Source organism: Kribbella jejuensis, assembly GCF_006715085.1.
Lineage (GTDB): Bacteria > Actinomycetota > Actinomycetes > Propionibacteriales > Kribbellaceae > Kribbella > Kribbella jejuensis.
The window spans coordinates 913,107-937,611 of the sequence record NZ_VFMM01000001.1 but is presented as its reverse complement, the minus strand read 5'-3'; the positions used below and the strand labels follow the sequence as shown (position 1 = coordinate 937,611).

Annotated in this window: 21 protein-coding genes; 15 read left to right on the top strand and 6 right to left on the bottom strand. The window is 68.5% G+C overall.

The genetic code is table 11. The features are described 5' to 3' along the window. Window positions 1-4: 4 nt before the first annotated feature. The 11 genes from atpA to FB475_RS04415 all read left to right on the top strand — a co-directional run bounded on the left by atpA (window position 5) and on the right by FB475_RS04415 (window position 14,390). Window positions 5-1,642 (top strand): F0F1 ATP synthase subunit alpha, encoded by a 1,638-nt coding sequence (gene atpA / locus FB475_RS04465; protein WP_141852782.1) that lies wholly within the window; start codon window positions 5-7, stop codon window positions 1,640-1,642. A gap of 6 nt (window positions 1,643-1,648) precedes the next feature. Then, on the top strand, window positions 1,649-2,560 hold the full coding sequence (locus FB475_RS04460; RefSeq protein ID WP_141852780.1) for a F0F1 ATP synthase subunit gamma: 912 nt from the start codon (window positions 1,649-1,651) through the stop codon (window positions 2,558-2,560). 5 nt (window positions 2,561-2,565) lie between these two features. Further along, on the top strand, window positions 2,566-4,020 hold the full coding sequence (gene atpD / locus FB475_RS04455; protein WP_141852778.1) for a F0F1 ATP synthase subunit beta: 1,455 nt from the start codon (window positions 2,566-2,568) through the stop codon (window positions 4,018-4,020). Then, complete coding sequence (locus FB475_RS04450) at window positions 4,020-4,412, top strand: F0F1 ATP synthase subunit epsilon (protein WP_141852776.1); 393 nt, start codon at window positions 4,020-4,022, stop codon at window positions 4,410-4,412. The genes atpD and FB475_RS04450 overlap by 1 nt, the downstream gene beginning before the upstream one ends. 110 nt (window positions 4,413-4,522) lie before the next feature. Further along, window positions 4,523-4,954: a DUF2550 domain-containing protein gene (locus FB475_RS04445; RefSeq protein ID WP_141852773.1), complete on the top strand. Its 432-nt coding sequence runs from the start codon at window positions 4,523-4,525 to the stop codon at window positions 4,952-4,954. A gap of 195 nt (window positions 4,955-5,149) precedes the next feature. Continuing rightward, window positions 5,150-6,163, top strand: a complete 1,014-nt coding sequence (locus FB475_RS04440) for a methyltransferase domain-containing protein (protein ID WP_141852771.1) — start codon at window positions 5,150-5,152, stop codon at window positions 6,161-6,163. A gap of 92 nt (window positions 6,164-6,255) precedes the next feature. Continuing rightward, window positions 6,256-7,266, top strand: a complete 1,011-nt coding sequence (locus FB475_RS04435; RefSeq protein WP_141852769.1) for a LacI family DNA-binding transcriptional regulator — start codon at window positions 6,256-6,258, stop codon at window positions 7,264-7,266. Window positions 7,267-7,270: 4 nt separating this feature from the next. Then, complete coding sequence (locus tag FB475_RS04430) at window positions 7,271-8,821, top strand: FAD-dependent oxidoreductase (protein ID WP_141852767.1); 1,551 nt, start codon at window positions 7,271-7,273, stop codon at window positions 8,819-8,821. 39 nt (window positions 8,822-8,860) lie between these two features. Then, a complete protein-coding gene (locus FB475_RS04425; RefSeq protein ID WP_141852765.1) occupies window positions 8,861-10,960 on the top strand; it encodes a DUF6351 family protein in 2,100 nt (699 codons plus the stop codon). Between the two features lie 47 nt (window positions 10,961-11,007). Next, the gene (locus FB475_RS04420; RefSeq protein WP_185759066.1) at window positions 11,008-11,841 is read left to right on the top strand and encodes an aminoglycoside adenylyltransferase domain-containing protein; all 834 of its coding nucleotides are present in this window, start codon (window positions 11,008-11,010) and stop codon (window positions 11,839-11,841) included. A 47-nt stretch (window positions 11,842-11,888) separates the two neighbouring features. After that, a complete protein-coding gene (locus tag FB475_RS04415; RefSeq protein ID WP_141852761.1) occupies window positions 11,889-14,390 on the top strand; it encodes a DEAD/DEAH box helicase in 2,502 nt (833 codons plus the stop codon). Here FB475_RS04415 and fabV read toward each other — a convergent pair. Both fabV and murA read right to left on the bottom strand, forming a co-directional pair. After that, entirely contained in the window at window positions 14,377-15,555 is a 1,179-nt protein-coding gene (gene fabV, locus FB475_RS04410) for an enoyl-[acyl-carrier-protein] reductase FabV (protein WP_141852759.1), read from the bottom strand. The genes FB475_RS04415 and fabV overlap by 14 nt on opposite strands. Before the next feature lie 70 nt (window positions 15,556-15,625). Continuing rightward, a complete protein-coding gene (murA, locus tag FB475_RS04405; protein WP_141852757.1) occupies window positions 15,626-16,912 on the bottom strand; it encodes a UDP-N-acetylglucosamine 1-carboxyvinyltransferase in 1,287 nt (428 codons plus the stop codon). A gap of 49 nt (window positions 16,913-16,961) precedes the next feature. Here murA and FB475_RS04400 point away from each other — a divergent pair, with 49 nt between their 5' ends. Then, window positions 16,962-17,543 carry a cob(I)yrinic acid a,c-diamide adenosyltransferase gene (locus FB475_RS04400; protein ID WP_141852755.1) on the top strand — a complete coding sequence of 194 codons (582 nt, stop codon included), beginning with the start codon at window positions 16,962-16,964 and terminating at the stop codon, window positions 17,541-17,543. On the opposite strand, the gene sppA is transcribed toward FB475_RS04400, so the two are convergent. Genes sppA through FB475_RS04380 form a run of 4 tightly spaced genes read right to left on the bottom strand, consistent with a single transcriptional unit; the run spans window position 17,540 to window position 21,121 of the window. Then, complete coding sequence (gene sppA, locus FB475_RS04395; protein WP_141852753.1) at window positions 17,540-19,192, bottom strand: signal peptide peptidase SppA; 1,653 nt, start codon at window positions 19,190-19,192, stop codon at window positions 17,540-17,542. The genes FB475_RS04400 and sppA overlap by 4 nt on opposite strands. Before the next feature lie 31 nt (window positions 19,193-19,223). Next, window positions 19,224-20,159, bottom strand: coding sequence for a CU044_5270 family protein (locus FB475_RS04390; protein ID WP_141852751.1), 936 nt, complete (start codon window positions 20,157-20,159; stop codon window positions 19,224-19,226). Then, window positions 20,156-20,758 carry an RNA polymerase sigma factor gene (locus FB475_RS04385; RefSeq protein WP_185759064.1) on the bottom strand — a complete coding sequence of 201 codons (603 nt, stop codon included), beginning with the start codon at window positions 20,756-20,758 and terminating at the stop codon, window positions 20,156-20,158. The genes FB475_RS04390 and FB475_RS04385 overlap by 4 nt, the downstream gene beginning before the upstream one ends. Before the next feature lie 36 nt (window positions 20,759-20,794). Continuing rightward, window positions 20,795-21,121 (bottom strand): hypothetical protein, encoded by a 327-nt coding sequence (locus FB475_RS04380; RefSeq protein WP_141857801.1) that lies wholly within the window; start codon window positions 21,119-21,121, stop codon window positions 20,795-20,797. A 79-nt stretch (window positions 21,122-21,200) separates the two neighbouring features. Between FB475_RS04380 and FB475_RS04375 the strand changes: the two genes are divergently transcribed. From FB475_RS04375 to FB475_RS04365, 3 genes are read left to right on the top strand one after another with little or no spacing between them, the layout of a single operon-like run. Beyond that, window positions 21,201-21,629: an STAS domain-containing protein gene (locus FB475_RS04375; protein WP_337678195.1), complete on the top strand. Its 429-nt coding sequence runs from the start codon at window positions 21,201-21,203 to the stop codon at window positions 21,627-21,629. Between the two features lie 18 nt (window positions 21,630-21,647). Continuing rightward, complete coding sequence (locus FB475_RS04370) at window positions 21,648-23,672, top strand: methylmalonyl-CoA mutase family protein (RefSeq protein ID WP_272952053.1); 2,025 nt, start codon at window positions 21,648-21,650, stop codon at window positions 23,670-23,672. Window positions 23,673-23,692: 20 nt separating this feature from the next. Then, on the top strand, window positions 23,693-24,505 hold the full coding sequence (locus FB475_RS04365) for an aldo/keto reductase (protein WP_141852747.1): 813 nt from the start codon (window positions 23,693-23,695) through the stop codon (window positions 24,503-24,505).

Below are 24,505 nucleotides of genomic sequence, written 5' to 3'. Positions count from 1 at the left end.
CACAATGGCTGAGCTCACGATCAGGCCGGAGGAGATCCGGGACGCGCTCGATCGGTTCGTCACCGAGTACCAACCGGCCGACACCACCGCTGAAGAAGTCGGCACCGTCGTCGACGCGGGTGACGGTATCGCCCACGTCGAGGGCCTGCCGTCGGTGATGACCAACGAACTGCTCGTCTTCGAGAACGGCGCCGAGGGCATCGCGCTGAACCTCGACGTGCGCGAGATCGGTGTCGTCATCCTCGGTGAGTACGACGGCATCGAGGAGGGCCAGCAGGTCCGCCGGACCGGCCGGATCCTGTCCGTCCCGGTCGGCGAGGGCTACCTCGGCCGCGTGGTCGACCCGCTCGGCAAGCCGATCGACGGCCTCGGCGAGATCCAGGGCATCGAGGGCCAGCGCGCGCTCGAGATCCAGGCCGCCGGCGTGATGGACCGCCAGGAGGTCCGCCAGCCGCTGCAGACCGGTATCAAGGCCATCGACGGCATGATCCCGATCGGCCGCGGCCAGCGCGAGCTGATCATCGGCGACCGTAAGACCGGCAAGACCGCGATCGCGATCGACACGATCATCAACCAGAAGGCCAACTGGGAGTCCGGCGACCCGAAGAAGCAGGTCCGCTGCATCTACGTCGCGATCGGCCAGAAGGGCTCGACGATCGCCGCCGTCCGCGGCGCGCTCGAAGAGGCCGGCGCGATGGAGTACACCACCATCGTCGCCTCCCCGGCGTCCGACCCGGCCGGCTTCAAGTACGTCGCGCCGTACACCGGCTCCTCGATCGGCCAGCACTGGATGTACCAGGGCAAGCACGTGCTGATCGTCTTCGACGACCTGACCAAGCAGGCCGAGGCGTACCGCGCGATGTCGCTGCTGCTGCGTCGCCCGCCCGGCCGCGAGGCGTACCCGGGTGACGTCTTCTACCTGCACAGCCGGCTGCTCGAGCGTTGCGCGAAGCTGTCCGACGAGCTCGGCGCCGGCTCGATGACCGGTCTGCCGATCATCGAGACCAAGGCGAACGACGTCTCGGCGTTCATCCCGACCAACGTCATCTCGATCACCGACGGGCAGATCTTCCTGCAGTCCGACCTGTTCAACGCCAACATCCGGCCGGCCATCGACGTCGGTATCTCGGTCTCCCGGGTCGGCGGCGCCGCGCAGGTGAAGGGCATGAAGAACGTGTCCGGCACGCTGAAGATCGACCTCGCCCAGTTCCGCGCGATGGAGGCGTTCGCGATGTTCGCCTCCGACCTGGACGCCACCTCGCGCCGGCAGCTGGACCGCGGCCAGCGGCTCGTCCAGCTGCTCCGCCAGCCGCAGTACTCGCCGTACCCGGTCGAGGACCAGATCGTCTCGATCTGGGCCGGTACCAACGGGCACTTCGACGACGTACCGGTGAACGACGTGCTGCGCTTCGAGCGGGACTTCCTGGACTACCTGCGCCGGGAGGGCAAGGTGCTCGACGCGATCCGCGAGTCCGGGCTGTTCGGCGACGACGAGGCGCAGGCCGTGACGGAGGCGCTGAAGTCCTTCAAGCCGACGTTCCAGACCTCCGAGGGCACGCTGCTCGGCACCGAGGCCGAGGCCGAGGCGATGGACGAGGCGGACGTCGACCAGGAGCAGATCGTCAAGCAGAAGCGGGGCTGATCCACCGTGCCAGCCAACCTGCGGGAGCTACGCGATCGGAAGGCCTCGGTCACGACGATCAAGAAGCTCACCCGCGCGATGGAGCTCATCGCGGCGTCCCGGATCGTCAAGGCGCAGCAGCGCGCCGCGGCGGCCGGTCCGTACGCGCGTGAGCTCACCCGTGCCGTGTCGGCGGTGGCGACGTTCTCGAACGTCGACCACCCGCTGACCACCGAGAAGGAGAACCCGCGGCGTGCCGCGGTGCTGCTGATCACCTCCGACCGCGGTCAGGCCGGCGCCTACTCGTCGAACGTGATCCGTGAGGGTGAGCGCCTGAACCAGCTGCTCCGCGAGGACGAGAAAGAGATCGTCCCGTACCTCAGCGGCCGCAAGGGCATCGCGTACTACACGTTCCGCCAGCGCGAGGTGGCGCAGTCGTGGTCCGGTGACTCCGACAGCCCGAGCTTCGCCCGGGCCCGGGAGATCGCCGACGCGCTGATCGAGGCGTTCCTGACCCCGACCGAGGAGGGCGGCGTGGACGAGATCCACATCGTCTTCACCCGGTTCGTGTCGATGCTCACCCAGCGCACCGACGTCATCCGGCTGTTGCCGCTGGAGGTCGTCGAGGGTGAAGAGGCCCCGGCCGACGACGAGGTCCTGCCGCTGTACGAGTTCGAGCCCTCCGCGGAGGAGGTCCTCGACGGGCTGCTGCCGAAGTACGTCGCCAGCCGGATCCACTGGTGCATGCTGCAGGCGGCCGCCTCCGAGCTGGCCAATCGGCAGCGGGCGATGAAGTCCGCGACCGACAACGCGCAGGACCTGATCGAGAAGCTGACGCGGGACCTGAACCAGGCCCGCCAGGCGCAAATTACCCAGGAAATCAGCGAGATCGTCGGTGGCGCGAGCGCGCTCGCCGACGCGAACGCCGGGAGCGAGTGAGAGAGATGACTGCCACGGTTACCGAGAAGAACAACGAGGCTGGTGCCGCCGGTATCGGCCGCGTCGCCCGGGTGATCGGCCCGGTCGTCGACGTCGAGTTCCCGGCGGACGCGATGCCCGAGATCTACAACGCGCTCGAGGTGGACATCACCCTCGGCGACACCACCCAGACGATCACCCTCGAGGTGGCGCTGCACGTCGGCGACAACATCGTCCGGGCGATCTCGATGAAGCCGACCGACGGCCTGGTCCGCGGCACCGAGGTGCGCGACACCGGCGCGGCGATCTCCGTCCCGGTCGGTGACGTCACCAAGGGCCGGGTCTGGTCCGTCACCGGCAAGTGCCTGAACCAGGACGAGTCCGAGTTCGAGATCACCGAGCGCTGGCCGATCCACCGCAAGGCGCCGGCCTTCGACCAGCTCGAGTCCAAGACCGAGATGCTGGAGACCGGCATCAAGGTGCTCGACCTGCTCACGCCGTACGTGCAGGGCGGCAAGATCGGTCTGTTCGGCGGTGCGGGTGTCGGCAAGACCGTTCTGATCCAGGAGATGATCTACCGGATCGCCCACAACTTCGGTGGTACGTCGGTGTTCGCCGGCGTCGGCGAGCGGACCCGTGAGGGCAACGACCTCATCAACGAGATGGAAGAGGCCGGCGTCTTCAAGGACACCGCACTGGTGTTCGGTCAGATGGACGAGCCGCCGGGCACGCGGCTGCGGGTGGCACTGTCGGCGCTGACGATGGCGGAGTACTTCCGCGACGTCAAGCAGCAGGACGTGCTGCTGTTCATCGACAACATCTTCCGGTTCACCCAGGCCGGTTCCGAGGTTTCCACGCTGCTCGGCCGGATGCCGTCCGCGGTTGGTTACCAGCCGAACCTGGCCGACGAGATGGGCGTGCTGCAGGAGCGGATCACGTCGACCCGCGGTCACTCGATCACCTCGATGCAGGCGATCTACGTACCCGCCGACGACTACACCGACCCGGCGCCGGCCACCACGTTCGCGCACTTGGACGCGACCACCGAGCTCTCGCGTGACATCGCCGCTCGTGGTCTGTACCCGGCCGTCGACCCGCTGACCTCGACGTCGCGGATCCTCGACCCGCAGTACATCGGCCAGGAGCACTACGACGTCGCCGTCCGGGTGAAGCAGATCCTGCAGAAGAACAAGGAACTGCAGGACATCATCGCGATCCTGGGTGTCGACGAGCTCTCCGAAGAGGACAAGATCACCGTCGCGCGGGCGCGCCGGATCGAGCAGTTCCTCTCGCAGAACACCTACATGGCGGAGAAGTTCACCAACGTGCCGGGTTCGACGGTGCCGCTGAAGGACACCGTCGAGTCGTTCAAGAAGATCACCGAGGGCGAATACGACCACGTCGCCGAGCAGGCCTTCTTCAACGTCGGCTCGCTGGAGGATGTCGACCGCAAGTGGGCCGAGCTGCAGAAGGACAACTGATGGCTGCCCACCTGGAGGTGGCATTGGTCGCCGCCGAGCGGACGGTCTGGCAGGGGCAGGCGAAGATCGTCATCGCCCGCACCACCGACGGTGACGTCGGTATCCTGCCCGGCCACGCGCCGTTGCTGGGCCTGCTGCAGGGCGGCACCGTCCAGGTGCGGACCGTCGACGACGAGTACTTCGTCGCGGCCGCGCCGGACGGCTTCATCTCGGTGGCGAACGACCGGGTCTCGATCCTGGCCGAGAACGCCGAGATGGGTCACGACATCGACCTCGAAGAGGCCCGCCGGGACCTCGAGCAGGCGCTTGCCGCCGGCCTCGACACCGACGACGCCAACGACGAGGTCCGACTCGCCGAGGCCAGGGTTCGGGCCGCCGAGCAGACCTCCTGAGTCGACCTGCCATAATCGGCACAATCGAATATCGTCACTTGGCAGTACGGTTCTCCGGGGTGCCCGGGGCAAGTACCCGCTCATGGCACCGGAAATGAGGTTGGCAACGTATGAGGACAGTCCTCGATGTCGTCGGGGTCTGTCTGCTTGCCGCCGTACTGTTCATCGTGCTGGTCGCGTTCCGCCGTCGCTGGTTGTCCAGGGACGGCGGAACTTTTGATTGCAGCCTGCAGCTCGCCGAGAAGGAACACGGCCGCGGCTGGGCCCTCGGCCTGGCCCGCTACGTCGGCGACGACCTGCAGTGGTTCCGGGTCTTCAGCCTCGCCTGGTGGCCCAAGCTGACCGTGAACCGCCGCCAGCTCGAGGGTGTCACGACCCGCCGCCCGATGGGCAACGAGCCGCTGGTGACGTACGCCGGCCACGTGATCGTGGACGCGAAGCTCACCGACCGCACGGTCCACTTCGCGATGACCGAAGAAGCGCTGACCGGCGTCCTGGCCTGGATGGAGTCGGCTCCGCCGAGCACCCAGACCTACCTCTGAGGGACCTGGAGCAGTAGTTCTCCGCCTGAAAATCGGTGGGCACTCCGTCGCTGGTGTGCCAGGATCACGCGCATGAAGAGTTTCTTCTTCCGACTGGGCTGAGCTCCGCCGGCCCTTCGTGTGGCGTTCTGCCCTTGGCCGGCGACGCGGGAGTAGCCGGTTGGTTGCTCCCGGGTTCTTGCCGGGAGACTCTTCGTGCGTTCTGCACTGGTGTTGCTGCGTGCTGTTGCAGGTCTGGAATGGTTGGTGGCCGAGGAGGTCGCCGCCGCGGGGCATCGAGTGGTCGAGGTGTCCAAGCGGCAGGTGGTGGTCGAGGGATTGGTCGATCCGCCGCGGGTGGCCGACGACCTGTTCGTCGTGTACGGGCTGACGCCGGACCCGGGGCGGGCGAAGGCCGGCGTGGTCGCTGCGATACGTGCCGCTCTGCCGTCGGTGGCTGTCACGGGTGGGGCGTTCGCGGTGTCGGCGTCGTTCGTCGGGGTACGGAACTTCAACCGGTACGACGTCGAGGACGCGGTGGGGGAGCGGATCGCCCGGCTGACCGGTGGGCGGTACCACTCGCGCCGGCACGGCGTCGTACCGCCTGACGAACGGGCCGAGTGGCGCGTGGTCCTCGACGGCAAGACGCTCTGGATCGCGCTGCGTCCGTACGCCGAACCCCTTCACCGGCGGCCATACCGCCAACACACCGTCCCCGGTAGCCTCCACCCACCTGTGGCCGCCGCGATGGCCCGCCTGTCCGGCCCGGCGCCCGAGCACCGAGTACTGGACCCTTTCTGCGGCGCCGGAACCATCCTTCTGGAAGCCCATCACCTGGAGCCGAGAGCCCACTACCTCGGCATAGACCGAGATCCCGCCGCCACAGCAGCGGCCAGGGCAAACTGGGCGACCGCAGCAGGCGCCGCTGACCGCCGGGGCGCACGTCATTCGGAGGGTGCGGGGGTGGTGTGGCGGCGCGGGGATGCTCGGTGGGTGGAGAGTGGGTTCGATCGGGTGCTCAGCAATCCGCCGTGGGATGTGCGCGTCGGGTCTGAGGACGTTCCGTCGGCCCTACGGCGGTGGCGGGAGGTGCTGTTGCCGGGTGGGCTGGTGGTGACGATTCTGCTGCCGGAGCAGACCGAGCTGCTGCGGCGGAGGTGGCGGGTGGAGGCGCGGTACGACGTGGCGGTGGCCGGTAAGCATCCGGTGATTGTCGTTGCTCGGCCTTGACAGGTTGTCCGTCGCCTTCGTAGGTTCTGCGCATACGTAAGAGCAGCTCGCCGATGAGCGCTCATACGTATGAATGCACACTGGGAGAAAGTATGAAAGCGCCAAGGCAGTCCGACGTCGCCCGGCTCGCGGGCGTCTCGCAGTCCGCGGTGTCGCGGGTCGTGAGCGGCGACGTGGACCGGATCCCGGTCGAGACGCGGGAGCGGATCCTGGCCGCGGTCAAGGAGCTCGGGTACGTCCCGAACGCCGCCGCGCGGAACCTGCGGAACAAGCGCAACCGGCTGCTCGGCGTACACACCTTCGAGGCGGTCTTCCCGCACGCCCGCGAGGACTTCTACTTCGAGTTCCTGCTGGGGATCGAGGAGCGCGCCGAACAGCTTGGGTACGACCTGGTCCTGTTCACTTCGACCGGTACGAGCGACGGCCGGCGGCGGATCTACCGGGACGGGACCAACCGGCTCAACCTCGCGGACGGGACGGTCCTGCTCGGTGCCGCGACCGATCGCGAGGAGCTCGCCCGGCTGTGGCACGACGGGTACCTGTTCGTCCACATCGGCCGCCGGGAGGTGCCCGGCGCGGAGATCCCATGCATCGTCCCGGACTACATCGACGGCACCGACCGGCTGGTGGCGTCGCTCGCCGATCGCGGTCATCGGTATTTCGCCTACCTGCGGCAGGGCATCGAGCAGGAGGCGTACTTCGACCGCCGTGCCGGGTACCGCGCCGCGGTCGAGCGGCTCGGGCTGCACGACCGGTCGCCCGGGTTCCGAGGCGAGCCGGGGCTGTCCGAGGAATGGCTGGACGAACTGGCGACCGGTCCCGAGACCGCGGTGGTTGCCGAGAGCATCAGTTTGGCCGAGGAACTGCGGACGGGGCTGGCCGCGCGCGGCAGGCAGGTGCCGGAGGACCTCTCGGTCGCTGTACTGGAGGGATCGGGTGAGCGCTGGGACTGCCTGGCGATCCCGCGCAAGGAGATCGGCCGGATCGCGATCGACGCGCTGGTCGCGCGGGTCGAGGATCCGGAGGCCGCGCCGGTCAGCCGACTGGTGGCCTGTGACCTGGTGGCGGGCGAAACGGTCGCCGCGCCACGAGCTAAGGAGTGAATCGGTGGAAACTGATGTCCTGGTCGTCGGCGGTGGGCTCGGTGGTGTCGCCGCCGCGTTGACCGCGGTCCGCCTCGGCCGCCGCGTCGTCCTGACCGAGCCGACCGACTGGCTCGGTGGGCAGCTGACCAGCCAACTGGTGCCGCCGGACGAGCACCCGTGGATCGAGCAGTACGCGGCCTCCGGGTACGCCGAACTCCGCCGCCGGATCCGCGAGTACTACCGGCGCAACTACCCACTGACGCCCGAGGCCGCGGCCGATCCGCTGCTCGATCCCGGGCTCGGCGTGGTCAGCCGGTTCTGCCACGAGCCGCGTGTCGCCGCCGCTGTCCTGGAGGAGATGCTCGCGCCGTGGCGGGCGTCCGGGCGGCTGATCGTGTTCATGGAGCACGAGCCGGTCGAGGTCGGTACGAACGGCGACGTGATCGAGGCGGTCACGCTCAAGGACCTCCGGACGGGTGACGAGGTGACGGTGTCGGCGTCGTACGTCGTGGACGCGACCGAGCTCGGCGACCTGCTGGAGCTCGGCGGCGTCGAGCATGTGATCGGCGCCGAAGGCCGCGACCAGACCGGCGAGCTGCATGCGCCCGAGGTCGCGAATCCCCTTGATCAGCAGGCGTTCTCGTGGTGCTTCGCGCTCGAGCACCGGCCGGGGGAGGACCACACGATCGACCGCCCCGCCGGCTACGAGCACTGGCGGGACACGGTCGCGCCGTTCTGGCCGGGATCACAGTTGTCCTGGACGGACGTCGTACCGGTGACGCTGGAGCGGCGCGAGTGGAAGCTGCTCGAGGCGAACCCGTCGAAGCGCGCGCCGTTCTCGCTCTGGCGGTACCGGCAGATCCTTGCTAGTAGCAACTTTGTCGACAAGGCGATCCCGGACGTCACGGTGGTGAACTGGCCGCAGCTCGACTACTGGGAGAAGCCGTTGCTTCCGGAGGCTTCGGACGCCTTGGCGGCGAGCCGAGACCTGTCGCTGTCGTTCCTGTACTGGATGCAGACCGAGGGCGGGTACCCCGGGCTGCGCCTGCGCCCCGATGTCACCGGTACGGCGGACGGTCTCGCGAAGACGCCGTACATCCGGGAAGCGCGCCGGATCCAGGCCGAGTTCACTGTGCTCGAGCAGCACGTCGGCGTCGAGGCCCGGGCTTCCTCCACGGGCAGTGAGATCTTCGCGGACACGGTCGGGCTCGGCCGGTACCGGATCGACCTGCACCCGAGTACGGCCGGCCGCAGCTACGTCGACATCGAGGCGTACCCGTTCCAGATCCCGCTCGGCGCGCTGATCCCGGTGCGGGTCGACAACCTGCTCCCGGCGAACAAGAACATCGGTACCACGCACATCACCAACGGTTGTTACCGCCTGCACCCGGTCGAATGGAGTATCGGCGAGGCGGTCGGCGCACTGGTCGGGTTCTGCCTGACCGAAGGGCTGTCCCCACGCAAGGTCCGTAACGATCCCACCCACCTGGCCGACTACCAGCGCCTGCTGTCGGAGAACCTGAAGATCCCGTTGGCCTGGCCGGAAGAGATCCGCACCCACCGTGACTCCTGAGCGCGTGACAATGAGGTAGTCGCCGAGCAAGGAGGATCCGTGCTTCGTTCCCGACCGGTCCGCCTGCTCCTCGCGCTGCTCGCCGGTGCGCTCGTCGTACCGCTGGTCCCGGCTGCCGCGTCCCGGGACCTGAAGCTGGAGATCTTGTCCGGGCACCCCGACAAGGTGACCGGCGGCGACGCGCTGGTGCACGTCGCTTCGCCGGACGCGCACGTGCAGGTCTCCTTGAACGGTCGCGACGTCTCGTCGTTGTTCGTTGCCGACGGCGACGGTCTGACCGGCCTGGTCGGCGGCCTGCGGCTCGGTACGAACGTACTCCGGGCCGCCGGGAACGGACGCGGTACGACGCTGGAAGTGCGGAACTATCCGCGCGAAGGGCCGGTGTTCTCCGGGCCGCACGAGCAGCCGTTCCGGTGTGAGACCGCGCAGTTCACGATCCCGGTGATCGGCGGGACGCTCGGCGCTCCGTTGGACGAGAACTGCACGATTGCGCCGCGCGTCGACTACTTCTACCGGACCACCGCGGGGCGATGGGCTGCCTGGCCGGCCGGTACGAGGTCGTATCCGGCCGATCTCGCGCAGACCGACGACGGTGATCCGTTCATCGTGCGGATGGAGACCGGGAGCGCGAACCGGGCCGTCGTCCAGACGACCATGTTGCACGATCCACTGCGAGAGGCTGCGCCGACGCCGACGCGGCGTTCGAGCAGCTGGAACGGCCGGGTGATCTTCACGCTCGGCGGCGGGTGCGCCGGTGGGTGGTACCGGTCCGGGACGACGACCGGTGGTGTGACGGACGCCTTCCTGCTCGGGCGTGGGTACGCGTTGCTGTCGTCGTCGCTGAACGTCTTCGGGCAGAACTGCAACGACCTGACGGCGGCCGAGTCGGCGATGATGACGAAGGAACTGTTCGTCGAGCACTACGGGCGGCCCGATTTCACTGTCGGCTTCGGGTGCTCGGGCGGGTCGTACCAGGCGCACCAGATCACCGACAACTATCCGGGGATCTTCGACGGCATCCTCGTCGGGTGCTCGTTCCCGGAGGTCGGGTTCGGGACGGTGTCGTTCATCAGCGACTCGCGGTTGCTGGACTCCTATTTCGCGTCCCGGGCCCGGGTGCCGTGGACGCAGGAGCAGAAGCGGAAGGTGTCGGGGTTCCAGACGTACGCGACGCTGCCGAGTATGGCGCTCTCTGCCGCGCGGATCGACCCGCGGCAGAACTGCGGGATGGCACCTGTGGGCCTGCGGTACGACCCGGTGACCAACCCTCGCGGCACGCGGTGCGATGTGTTCGACCACACGATCAACGTGTACGGGGTGGATCCGTCGACCGGATTCGTACGGCGGCCGCTCGACAACGTCGGCGTGCAGTACGGCTGGAAGGTGCTGAAGTCCGGGGCGATCACGCCGGCGCAGTTCCTCGACCTGAACGCGTCGATCGGCGGGTTCGACGCCGACGCCAACCTGGTACCACGCCGTACCGTCGCGGATCCGCTGGCGGTGCGGGCGGCGTACCGGACCGGGCGGCTGACGAGCGGTGGCGGTGGGTTGAAGGACGTGCCGATCATCGACTACCGCGCGTACTACGACACGCAGTCGTACGGCGACATCCACGTCCGGTACCACACACTCTCGCTGCGGGCTCGGCTGCTGAAGGCGAACGGCACGGCGGCGAACCAGGTCAGCCTGCTCGAGGACGCGCGCTACGGCCTCTTCTCCACCGCGAGCCCGCTACTGCAGCATGCCGTCGACTCGATGGACCAATGGCTGACCGTGTTGACGGCCGACGAGACAGCGCGCCCGAGGATCGCGAAAATCATCGCCGCCCGGCCCGCCACCCTGGTCGAGGGCTGCCGCGGTCCATCCGGTTTCGTCGCTCAGCCGCTGGACCGCAACCCGTCCTCAACCTGCGAGAAGCTCTACCCGTCGGCGTCCTTCCCCCGCGAGGTCGCGGGCGCCGGCATCGCCGCAGACATCATCAAGTGCAAGCTCCGCGCGCCGGTGCGGTCGGACTACCCCACCTTCACCGATGCCGACTGGCACCGCCTCCAAACGATCTTCCCCACCGGCGTCTGCGACTGGTCCAAGCCCGGCATCGGCCAGCAGCCCCTCGCGGGCACCTGGCTCACCTTCAACTGACCGCGAACAAACTTCGGTTGGCGGGCGTCGGTTGAAGCATGGCCACCGTGGATGGACGTGCTGTGACACTGCCCGGTCCCGTGCGGGAGTTGTGTGATCGCTTCCTGCTGCTGGTCGAGCGGGAGCTGCCGCCCGGGTTCGTGACAGGGCTTTATCTGCACGGCGGATTGGCTTTCGGGGAGTGGGCGCCGCAAGAGTCGGACGTCGACTTCCTGGCTACCGTTGCGCGGCCGCCCGACGTCCGGGAGGTTGAGGTACTGCGAGAACTGCACGCGGAGCTTGCGGAGTACTCGCCGATCAGGTTCGACGGGCCGTTCGTGCTGGCCGACGACCTGGCGCGCGATCCGCGGACGGTGCCGGCCAGGCCGGAGGTGATCAACTCCGGTGAGCTTCTGGTGCACTGCTCACCGGCGTGGATGGTCGCGTGGCACGAGCTGGCGTCCGCTGGTATCACCATCACCGGTCCTGAGTTGTCGACGCTGACGGTGTGGACGGACAAGCAGGCGCTGCGGGAGTACACCGTCGGCAATCTCGACACCTACTGGCGCCGCAACGCGGAGGGTCTCGCCCGCGCGACTGTCGCGGATCTCCCGGCGGACGAGCGTCGGCGCGACTACATCCTCACCCACTGCATCCTCGCCTCCACGCGCCTCCACCATCTGCTGGCCACCGGCGAGCAGACCGCCAAGTGCCGGGCCGGTCGCTGGGCGCTGACCGCCTACGACCAGCGCTGGCACCGCGTCCTCAAGGAGGGTCTGTACCTTCGCGCCGGAGAGGGCGTGTCGACGTACGACGGCCACTCGGAGCTACTCGCGGACACCCGCGACTTCCTGGCCCACGTAGTGGAAACGACCACCGGCAAGCCAGTCGTGGAGGGATAGGACCCGGGGGAGTTGGCCGGTTGGTTGTTCAGGGACAATGGGTCCTGATGACGCTGATTGAGAAACTTCCGGGGACTGCCGAGCCTGATGCGCTGTTCGATGGGTTCCAAGGCTGGGTGGCCGAGCAGGGGATCTCGTTGTACCCGGCTCAGGAAGAGGCGTTGATCGAGGTGATGACGGGGTCGAACGTGATCCTGTCGACGCCTACCGGGTCCGGGAAGAGCCTCGTCGCGACGGGGGCGCACTTCGCGGCGCTTGCCAACAACCAGCGGACGTTCTACACCGCGCCGATCAAGGCGCTCGTGTCGGAGAAGTTCTTCGCGCTGTGCGACATCTTCGGGGCGGACAAGGTCGGGATGCTGACCGGTGACGCCTCGGTGAACGCCGGTGCGCCGATCATCTGCTGTACGGCGGAAGTCCTCGCCAACATCGCGCTCCGCGAGGGTTCGGACGCTGAGGTCGGCCAGGTGGTGATGGACGAGTTCCACTTCTACTCCGAGCCGGACCGCGGCTGGGCCTGGCAGGTGCCGCTGCTCGAGCTGCCGAAGGCGCAGTTCATCCTGATGTCGGCGACCCTCGGCGACGTCGAGCGCTTCAAGATCGACCTGTCCCGCAGGACCGGCCGTCCGACCGCGATCGTCGCGTCCGGCGAGCGCCCGGTCCCGCTGATCTACAAGTACGTCACGACCGCCCTGCACGAGACCCTCGAAGAGCTGCTCACCACGCACCAGGCCCCGGTGTACGTCGTCCACTTCACCCAGGCCGCCGCTCTCGAACGCGCGCAGGCGTTGATGAGCATCAACGTCTCCTCGAAGGAGGAGAAAGAGAAGATCAACGAGCTGATCGGGAACTTCCGGTTCAGCAAGGGTTTCGGGCGGACACTGCAGCGGCTCGTGAAGCACGGTATCGGCGTCCACCACGCCGGCATGCTCCCGAAGTACCGCAGGCTCGTCGAGCAGCTCGCGCAGGCCGGGCTGCTCAAGGTCATCTGCGGCACCGATACGCTCGGCGTCGGCATCAACGTCCCGATCCGGACCGTCGTCCTCACCGCGCTCAGCAAGTACGACGGACGCCGCCAGCGGATCCTGAAGGCGCGCGAGTTCCACCAGATCGCGGGCCGCGCCGGCCGCGCCGGGTACGACACGTCCGGCACCGTCGTCGTCCAGGCCCCGGACCACGTCGTCGAGAACGTGAAGGCCCTGGCGAAGGCCGGGGACGACCCGAAGAAGCAGCGCAAGGTGCAGCGGAAGAAGCCGCCGGAGGGGTTCGTCACCTGGGGCGAGGACACCTTCGACCGGCTGGTCGCGGCCGAGCCGGAGGCGCTGCAGTCCCGGATGCGGGTCAGCCACGCGATGCTGCTGAACGTGATCGCCCGCAACGGCAACGCGTTCGAGAGCATGCGGAGCCTGCTCCGCGACAACCACGAGGACTCCCGCGCGCAGGTCCGGCTGATCCGCCGCGCGATCCAGATCTACCGCACCCTCGTCACCGCGGGTGTCGTCGAACGCCTCGACGAGCCGGACGAGAACGGCCGGTTCCTCCGCCTCACCGTGGACCTGCAGAAGGACTTCAGCCTCAACCAGCCGCTCTCGACGTTCGCACTGGCCGCGCTGGACCTGCTCGATCCCGCGGATCCGTCGTACGCCCTCGACGTCGTCTCGATCATCGAGGCAACGCTGGAGGATCCGCGTGCGGTGCTGTGGGCGCAGGAGCACCACGCCAGGGGCGAGGCGGTCAACGCGATGAAGGCCCAGGGCATCGAGTACGACGAACGGATGGAGTTGCTCGAGGACGTCAGCTGGCCGAAGCCGCTCCAGGAGTTGCTCGAGGCAACGTTCGAGATGTACCGGCAGACGCATCCGTGGATCGCCGACACCGGGCTGTCTCCGAAGGCTGTGGTCCGGGACATGTTCGAGCGGGCGATGACGTTCGGCGAGTTCATCGGGTTCTACGGGCTCGCGCGCTCGGAGGGCGTCGTACTGCGGTATCTCAGCGACGCGTACAAGGCGCTGCGGCAGACCGTACCGCCGGACAAGGTGGACGACGACCTGGCCGACCTGATCGAGTGGCTCGGCGAAGTGGTACGCCAGACCGACTCCAGCCTGCTCGACGAGTGGGAGGAGCTGACGAACCCGACCGACGAGGAGGCCGTCGCGCCGACGCCTGCCGGACCGCGCCGGATCACCTTGAACACAAGGGCCTTCCGGGTACTCGTCCGCAACGCGATGTTCCGCCGCGTCGAGCTGCTCGCCCTGCACCGCTGGGCCGAGCTGGGCCAACTCGACGGCGAAGCGGGCTGGGACGCGGGCCGCTGGGCCGAGGCGGGTACGGCGTACTACGCCGAACACGAGGTCGTCGGCACCGGCCCCGCGGCCCGCGGTCCCGCGCTGTTCCTGGTCGAGGAGCACCCGGGCTACTGGGAGGTCCAGCAGATCATCGACGACCCCGAGGGCAACCACGACTGGCGCATCACCGCCTCGGTCGATCTGACGGCCTCCGACGAAGCAGCCGAACTCGTCCTGGAAATGGAGTCTTTCAAGCCCCTGTAGGCCACTCCACATCGACCTCGGTCTCCGCCTCGTAGTCCACGTCCGGTACGGCGAAGCCGTACAGGCGGCGCACTTCGGCCAGGAACCACTCGGCGTCTGCGAGGTCGGCGAGGTTGTCCTGGGTTGCGGCCTCCCAGTTCGCTCGAACGGCGGTCTGCACCTCGTCGGACAGCTCCCACCGGTCGAGGCGGATACGGCCCTCGGTGTCGAGGTCGAGCGGGGTCTCGCCGGTGAGCTGGTTCCACAGCTCGATCGACTGCTGCACAGGGGTCTGCAGCGCGGTCACGTTGTGCAGGATGCTCACGTAGAGGCCGATGCCGGGGATCGCGGACGACGACTGGGTGACGGCGGCGCCGTTCACCGAGGTCATCGCGGTCACGCCGTCGGCGGCGAGCTTCAGCGCGGTCTGCTCGAGGTCGGCCTTCGCCGCGCCGATCGAGCCCTGGCGGTACAGCGGGCCGGTCAGCTCGGAGCCGATGTAGGTGAGCGCGACGGTGTTGAACCCAGGCGCGAGCAGGTCGCGGTCCTGCAGCGCGGTGACCCAGCGGGTCCAGTCCTCGCCGCCCATCACCCTCACGGTCTGCGCGATCTCGTCGTCGCTCGCGACCTCGATCGGAACCGCTTCCTGCAGGACGGGCGCGCCGTCCTCGAAGGTCAGGCTCTTCGTGCTGTGCGGCGCGCCGATCGCCTTCAGCACCGACTGGTACGTCTCGCCGGTGCGCGGGTCGGTACGACGTGGGGCGGCGACGCTGTAGATCAGGTGGTCGAGCTTGCCGAGCTTCGCCGCGACCAGGTCGAGCACCTCGTCCTTGGTGGTGTCTGCGAAGGCGTCCGCGTTCACGAACGTCCACGAGCGGCCCAGCTCTTCCGCGAGTGCGGCGGTCTCGGCAGTGCGGTACCACCCGGCGGTCGCCGTACGGCGCGCGGTGGCTGCCTTCTCGAAGCAGACGCCGATCCCGTCGATCCCGAACCGCGCGAGCCCCGCGATCGTGGTGGCCAGCCCGTACCCCGAACTCGACCCGATCACCAGCGCCGTCCGCCGCTTGTCCGCCGGTCGCGACGAGGCCTCCGCGGCCATGTCCCGCACCACCCGCGCGCACCCCGCAGGATGCGAGTCGAGAAACAGGAATCCCCGCCCAACCGGCTTCACCACGCGCTCACTCATGCAGAGACCCTAACCCGGAGAATCGGCCCATCGGCTCGAAGTTCCGGAAGAGTGCCGGAAGAATGCCGGTTCAGTTCCAGTACAGTTCCGCTTCGTCCGGCTCGACCACGACGTCGGCGCCGAGCCGGCGCAGGTTGCCGGCGAAGTCGGTGTAGCCGCGGTGCACGTGGTGGGCGGCCGACACCAACGTCTCACCCTCGGCGGCGAGACCCGCGAGTACCAGCGCCGCGCCGGCGCGGATGTCGGACGCGACCACCGGCGCACCGGACAGCCGCGGTACGCCGCGGACGACCGCGTGATGCCCGTCGGTCTGGATCTGTGCGCCGAGCCGGGTGAGCTCCTGCGCGAACGTGAACCGGCCCTCGAACAGGTTCTCGGTGACCATCGCGGCGCCGTCGCTCAGCGCGTTGAGCGCGATCACGAACGCCTGCAGGTCGGTCGCGAACCCGGGGTACGGCAGCGTCACCACGTCCACCGGCTTCGGCCGGTCGTGCATCCGGACCCGGAAGCCCGGGTTCAGCACGGTGATCTCGGCGCCGGCCTTGTGCAGCTTGTCGAGCGGCAGCTCGAGATGCTCCGCGTGCCCGTTGCTGACCGTGATGTCACCCTTGGTGATCGCGGCCGCGAACGCCCAGCTACCGGACACGATCCGGTCCGGCACGACCACGTGGTCGACCGGGTTGAGCAGGCCGTCGACACCGGTGATCTCGATCCGCGGCGACCCGGCGCCGTCGATCAGCGCGCCCATCTCCACCAGCATCGCGGCGATGTCCTGGATCTCCGGTTCGCGGGCGGCGTTCTCGATGATCGTCGTACCCTTCGCGAGCACGGCTGCCATCATGATCGTCTCGGTCGCGCCGACGCTCGGGAAGTCCAGCCAGATCTCGGCGCCGTGCAGGCCCTGCGGCGCCTCGGCGATCACGAAGCCGTGCTCGATGTGCACCTTCGCGCCCATCGCCTCCAGACCGGCGACATGCATGTTCAGCCCGCGGGATCCGATGTTGTCGCCGCCCGGCAGCGCCACCTCCGCCTGGCCGCAGCGGCCCAGCAGCGGCCCGAGCACCGAGATCGACGCCCGCAGCTTGCGGACCAGTTCGTAGTCGCACTGGTGCCCGATGCTCCCCGGCACCGCGATCGTCGCGATCCCGAGCTCGCCGTCCACCTTCACCTCGCAACCGAGCGTGTCCAGCAGTTGCGCCATGAACGTCACGTCGAGAATGCCCGGCACCTGCCGCAGCGTCGTCGTACCCTCCGCCAGCAGCGCTGCCGCCATCAGCTTGAGCACGCTGTTCTTCGCCCCGGACACCTCGACAGTGCCGTCGAGCCGTGCCTCACCCGCGATCCGAAACCGTTCCACCGGTCGACTGTAGCGTTTGAGCAGATCCGCCTTTGCGTAGAGTCCTCGCATGGCTGTGAACTTGACGCGGATCTACACCCGCACCGGTGACGCGGGCGAGACCCGCCTCGGCGACAATTCGACGACGTCGAAGACCGATCCGCGGCTGGCCGCGTACGGCGAGGTCGACGAGGCGAACTCGGCGATCGGGGTGGCGATCGCCGCCGGGCACTTGAACAGCGCGATCGTCGTGCTGCTGACCCGGATCCAGAACGACCTGTTCGACGTCGGCGCGGACCTGTGCAACCCGATCACGCCCGATCCGGAGTACCCGCCGCTGCGGATCACCCAGGAGTACGTCGACCGGCTCGAGGGCTGGTGCGACGAGTACAACAATCGTTTGACCAAGCTTCGCTCGTTCATCCTGCCCGGCGGTACCGAGGGCGCCGCGTACCTGAACGTGGCCCGCGCGGTCGTCCGCCGGGCCGAGCGGGCCGGCTGGGCCGCCGTCGAGGCGCACGGCCCGGCGATCAACTTGCTCGCGATCACCTACCTGAACCGCCTGTCCGACCTGCTCTTCATCCTCGGCCGGGTCGCCAACCTCTCCTCCGGCGGCGACGTCCTCTGGGTGCCAGGCGGCGAACGCGACTAGCTGATCTCCCAGGAGAACGGCATCCGCAGCACGCCCGCATGGGGTAGCCCCAGCGCGTTGTAGAGACCGGTGGTCAGGCCGTCGAGTGTCAACGGTGCCGCGCTGACTGCCAGATCATCGGTCGTCGTCGGCGCCTTCAGCTGGCTGAGCAGGTTGCGGTGCGGTACTGAGGTCACGGCGATCTCGTCGCGGTCCAGACCGGCCCGGTTGCAAGCCAGCGTCAGCGCGTGCTGGAACCCGCCCAGCTCGTCGACGAGCTTGTGGCTGTGCGCGTCCGCCCCGGTCCACACCCGCCCGCGTGCCAGCGACTCCAGCCGTTCCTCCGGGAGACCCCTGTCCTGGGCGGCCTTCGCCACGAAGTCCTTGTAGATGCGGTCGAGGATCTCCTCCAGCCGCGCCCACTGCTCTTCCGTGAACTCCTCCTGCGCCGAGAACATCTCGGCGTTCGCTCCCTCGGACACGGCCTCGCGGGAGATCCCGATGCGACCCAGTGCATCGCGTACGACGCCCTTGCCGGTCAGGACGCCGATGGAACCCGTGATGGTGCCCGGCTGAGCCACGATGACGTCAGCGGGCATCGCGACGAAGTACCCACCGGAGGCGGCGACACCACCCATCGACGCGATGACAGGCCGTCCCGTGGAGCGCAGGCGCAGTACCTCGTTGCGGATGGCGTCGGAGGCGACGTACGAACCACCAGGACTGTCGACGCGCAGCACTACTGCCTTGACGTGGTCGTTGTCGGCTACAGCGCGCAAGGCGGCGCCCACGGTGTCCGAGCCGGAGCCGGGGCCACCCATGGGACTGTTGGAGTTGCGGCCGACGGAAATACCACCCGTGACGCGTACTACCGCCACGAGCGGCTTCTGCGGCCACGGGAGCGTCTTGCGTACTTCCTCCAGCGTCCGCGGACCACGGCGGATGTACCGCTCTGCCAGGAGCCTGTCGTCGTACTGCAGCTGCTTCTCCAGCTCGTCGTACACGTCCGACCGGTAGCCGAGCCGATCCACCAGACCGGCATCGAGACCTGCCTGCGCGGGCATCGGCGCACTGTCGACGAGCTCCCGCACCTTTGCGGTGTCCAGCCGCCGACGTACGGCGATGCCCTCGACGATCTGCTCGTACGCCGACTCCGCCAGCCGCGACGCCATCTCCCGGGCAGGCTCCGTCATCTCCCGCTCCGTGAACGTGTCGGCCGCCGTCTTGTACTCGGCCCGCTTGCCGAACTGCGGGATCACCCCGGCCTTGTCCAGCGCACCGCGGATGAAGACGGCCTGCACGGTCACACCCGTGATCGCCAGGTCGCCGGAGGGCTGCACCCAGATCTCCTCGAACGCCGTGGCCAGGTAGTACGGGACCGTGCCCTGGCCGGTCTCGCCGAACGACTCGGTCCATGCCACGGCCGGCTTCCCCGACGTACGGAAGTCCGCGACTGCCTCGCGCAGCTCCTGCACCTGCGCGAGCGACAGCCGATGACCACCGAGGTGGGCAACCACCCCGACAACACCGTCGTCGCGGGCGCCCTTCCGCAGCGCCCCCACCAACTCCCGCAACGTCGGCAGATGCCGCGCACGGAACGCCGCGATCGGCGAGGCAGGCGGCGTCTCGAGTACACCGCGGGTCAGATCCAGCTCAAGCAGAGTCCCCATACCCCGACCCTAGACCCCGACCGAAGCCGCACTACCGGATGTGGGTCGACGGCGGAGTGGGCTTGGCGTCGGTCCAGCCGGATTCGAGGACGACGGTCGAGCCGGTCTTCGGGCCGTGGGTTGTGGAGCTCAGGAGGCGGCCGCTGGTCGGGTCGATGATGTACGTCGTCGACAGGGCCAACATCGTCGTGCGCGGCGGCGTGATGCTGATCTCGGTGCCGGTGCGGCCGATCGGGTCCTTGACGCCGGCGCGGATGCGGGTGCCGGGGAGGGCGGCCAGTACGCGGAGTGTGGCGCCGCGGAGCTTCGGGGGTGAGGGCATCTCGAACAGGAGGCGGCCGGCGGCTGAGAACACCGAGTAGTCCTGGTTGGCCCCAGTCAGTCCCGGTGTCGAGAGCGTCTTGCGGAGAACTGCGGGGTCAGTAGGCAGCGCAGCGATCTGTTCGGCGCTCAGCGGTGTTTCACCGGTCAAGTAGTAGCCGGGCGGTACGTCGCCGAACGACATCTTGTTCACGACCGGTGCCGGATGCTGCAGGTCGACCCAGCCGAACCAGGAGGCGACCCCTGGCTTCATCGGCATCCAGCTCTCGATGATGGTTCGCCGGGTGTACTTCCCTGTCGTCACCTGCAGGCTCCGCACGCGGAAGTACTTCCCGGAGACCTTCTCGTTCTTCTCCTGCTGGACCGCGAGCGCGATCAATACCTCGGCCGCAGTCGTGACCCGAGGGGCAGTAGTGGTGGCCGGAGGTGCCGGTAGAGCACCACTGCGTCCCATCAACAGCGCGCCGCCAAGGCCTGCCACCGCTACGAGTGCAGTGGCTGCCGTGATCACCGTGCCGAGCCAGCCTGTCCGCGCGAACGACTCACGTGGTCGGTCAACGAGCCGACGGCGGGCAGCCTCGGCCACCTCCGGTGCCGGCGGCTCCTGCTCCGGGAACGCTTTCCGCAGTACGTCGAACTCGTTCATGACTCGTCCTCCGCCGGGTTGGCGACTGCTGCACGGACGACCCGTCTCGCCCGGGACAGCCGCGAGCATACGGTCCCGTACGCGATCCCCAGCGCCGCGGCGACCTCGTCGTACGTCAGTTGGCCGAGCGCCACGAGCAGGAGCACCTCCCGGTCCTTGGCGTTCAGCTTCGCCAACGCGGCAGCCAGTTCGCGAGACAGGCCTTGCGCCGTCACTTGAGCCGCGACGCGGTCCTCGTGCGGTGCGGCCGGTACCGGCGCCGGCAACCTCGCGGCGGACCGCCACGCACGTACTTCGTCCCGCCGGTGCCGGCGGATCAGATTGGTGGCGATGCCGTACAGCCACGCCCGGACCACGCCGTTGCGCCGGTCGAACCGCTCCCGCTGCCGGAACGCGATCAGGAACGTCTCCGCCGCCAGGTCGTCCGCGACATCGGTCCCGAGCCGCCGGGCGACGTAGCCGTGGACCTGGCCGAAGTACTTGTCGAAGACCACCGAGAACCGCTCGGGGTCGTGCACCGACGCCTCCAGGACCCCGGCGTCCTCGTCAGCAGGTACGACAGCTCGCCAGGGAAACGCCATACCGGCTTCGGACGTCATGGTGTGGAGACGTCCGAGAGGGCTCTCAGGTGTACATCAGGAATGATCGAGCAGACCGCGGGCGGCGGCCTCGTCCCGCGGCCAGACGTAGATCGTCCAGCCGTCGGTGGTGCGGGCCGCGGTCGCCTTGATCCCGAAGTCCTTCAGCCGCGCGACCAGCACCCGGGCGTCGTTGTAGTTCGAGACCGTGCGGATGTCGGTGAGCAGACCGAACGAGTCCCGCTCGGCGGGGGTCTGGTCGACCCGGCGGACCAGTGACCCGCCCTTCGCCTTCGAGAACGCCCAGCGGCACAGCAGCACCATCACGCCGGCCAGGGCGATGGCCACCACCGGGAACAGGAAGTAATCCTCGGCGAACACCATCACATTGTCTCGCGAAACAAAAGATCGCGAGAGGTTGGCAACCTTCCGTGTCTTCGGGGAGTCTTTACCAACACAAGCCATGACAGACGCTGTCACGCGGCCGATGAACTCGGGGGCCGCCGGAAGAGCGGAGGGCCCGGACATGCTCGAGCTTGCTGACAACCCTGACAACCCTGGAAACACTGAAAACCCTGACACAACAGGCGACCCCGACAACGTGGTACACCTGACCGGCATCCTGGACGTCCGATCTGTGGGTGACGTCCGTCAAACCCTCAACCACCTGATCGACACCTCCGTCGGCGACGTGATCGTCGACCTCGAGGAGGTCGACGCGGTCGACGCCACCGGCCTCGGCCTGCTGGTCGCCACCCACCGCCGCACCCAGCTCCTCGGCCGCCAGTTGGTCCTCTGGCACCCGATGCCCTCGGTGATCAGAATCCTCGCCGTCACCCGCCTGCACCGCGTCCTGAACGTCGAGCGAACACCCCTCCCGATCAGCGCCTGAGTGTGATCCACACCCCTGGTGACACCAGTCACGAGGACGGGACTCACAAGGGCACAGAGTCCTACTCTCGGGTACATGGATCGACCCTGGGTGATGCGGACGTACGCGGGCCACTCCTCCGCGGCCGAGTCCAACGCGCTGTTCCGGCGGAACCTGGCGAAGGGGCAGACCGGGCTGTCGGTCGCCTTCGACCTGCCGACGCAGACCGGGTACGACGCGGACCATCCGCTCGCGAAGGGCGAGGTCGGGAAGGTCGGCGTACCGGTCGCGCATCTGGGTGACGTACGCGCGCTGTTCGACCAGATCCCGTTGGCGCAGATGAACACGTCGATGACGATCAACGCGACCGCGATGTGGTTGCTCGCGCTCTACCAGGTCGCCGCGCAGGAGCAGGGCGCGCTGCCGGACGAGCTGACCGGTACGACGCAGAACGACATCGTCAAGGAGTACCTGTCCCGCGGCACGTACGCGTTCCCGCCGGACGCGTCGCTGCGGCTGACCACCGACCTGATCGCGTACACGGTCGCGAACATGCCGAAGTGGAACCCGATCAACATCTGCAGCTACCACCTGCAGGAGGCCGGCGCGACGCCCGTCCAGGAGCTCGCGTTCGCATTGTCGACCGCGATCGCGGTGCTGGACCGGGTCCGCGACGGCGGGCAGGTACCGCCGGAGCGGTTCGGGGACGTCGTCCAGCGGATCTCGTTCTTCGTGAACGCGGGCGTGCGGTTCATCGAGGAGACGTGCAAGATGCGCGCGTTCGTCCGCCTCTGGGACACGCTGACGCTGGAGCGGTACGGCGTCACCGATGCGAAGGCGCGCCGCCTGCGGTACGGCGTCCAGGTGAACTCGCTCGGGCTGACCGAGGCGCAGCCGGAGAACAACGTGCAGCGGATCGTGCTGGAGATGCTCGGCGTGACGCTGTCGAAGAACGCGCGGGCGCGCGCGGTCCAGCTGCCGGCCTGGAACGAGGCGCTCGGGCTGCCGCGGCCCTGGGACCAGCAGTGGTCGTTGCGGATGCAGCAGGTTCTTGCCTACGAGTCCGACCTGCTGGAGTACGACGACATCTTCGACGGGTCGCACGTGATCGAGGCGAAGGTCGACGAACTGGTCGCGGGCGCGCAGGAGGAGATCGACCGGGTCCAGGCGATGGGCGGGGCGGTCGCCGCGGTCGAGAGCGGATACCTGAAGCAGGCGCTGGTCGCCTCGCACGCCGAACGCAGGCAGCGGATCGAGTCCGGCGAGCAGATCGTCGTCGGCGTGAACAAGTTCGAGAACACCGAGCCGTCGCCGCTGACCGCCGACCTGGACACCGCGATCCAGACCGTCGACCCGGCCGCCGAGTCGGCCGCGCTCGAGTCGCTGCGGATATGGCGTGCCGAGCGGGAAGCGGACGCGGTCGAGGCCGCGCTGGCCAGGCTGCGGGCGGCCGCGAAGACGACCGACAACCTGATGCCGGTCACGCTCGAATGCGCCCGCGCCGGTGTGACGACGGGGGAGTGGGCCGGCGTACTGCGGGAGATGTACGGCGAGTACCGCGCACCGACAGGCGTCTCCGGATCAGTCGGGGTGTCCGGTGGTGGCGCCGAGATCGCCGCGGTCCGGGAGAAGGTCGGCGCGACGTCGGCCGAGCTGGGCGGACGACTTCGGTTCCTGGTCGGCAAGCCCGGTCTGGACGGGCACTCGAACGGCGCCGAGCAGGTCGCGGTCCGCGCGCGCGACGTCGGCTTCGAGGTCGTCTACCAGGGCATCCGCCTGACCCCCGAGCAGATCGTCGCCGCCGCGGTCGCCGAGGACGTGCACTGCGTCGGCCTGTCGATCCTGTCCGGCTCGCACATGGAACTGGTCCCGCAGGTGGTCGAGGGGCTCCGCGAAGCCGGCCTCGAAGACGTCCCGGTCGTCGTCGGCGGCATCGTCCCCGAAGCCGACGCCGCCGCCCTGCGCGCTGCCGGCGTGGCCGCGATCTACACACCGAAGGACTACGACCTGACCGGCATGATGTCCGACGTGGTGGACGTGATCCGCCAGGCCAACAAGTTGTAGGGCGTGGTAGGAAGAGGTCCATGACCACGCGCACGCTTTCGAATGGAACCGAACTGCCGCAGTTGGGCCTGGGCGTCTGGCAGGTCCAGGAGGGTGTGGAGACCGAGCGGGCGGTGACCTGGGCGCTCGAGGCCGGGTACCGGCTGATCGACACCGCGCAGGCGTACGGCAACGAAGCCAGTGTCGGGAAGGCGATCCGGGAGAGCGGGATCCCGCGCGAGGAGATCTTCCTGACCACGAAGTTCTACCCGGGCGGCAAGGACGCCCGGGTCGAGGCCGAGAAGAGCCTCGAGCGGCTCGGCACCGACTACCTCGACCTGTACCTGATCCACTGGCCGCAGGGCGGCCCGACCTGGGCCTGGCCGGGGATGGAGGCCGCGGTCGACGCCGGGCTCACCAAGGGCATCGGCATCTCGAACTTCAGCGCCACCGAGCTCGCCGAGCTGGGCAAGGTCGCCCGGATCCAGCCGGTCGTCAACCAGGTCCAGTTCAGCCCGTTCGAGTACCGCGCCGGGCTCGTCGACGCCTGCGAGGCGGCCGGCGTCGTCGTCCAGGCGTACAGCCCGCTCGGCACCGGCCGGCACCTGGACGAGCCGGTGGTCACCCGGTTCGCCGAGGAGACCGGGCACACGCCGGCGCAGGTGCTGATCCGCTGGGCGATCCAGAAGGGCCTGTCGGTGATCCCGAAGTCGATCCACCAGGACCGGATCGTGGAGAACTTCGACGTCTTCGGCTTCGAGTTGGACGAGGGCGCGATGGCCGGCCTGGACGGCCTCGACACCACCGGAGGGACCGCGGACGCGCTGTCGGCGAGCGGCAAGTGGTGGTCGTAA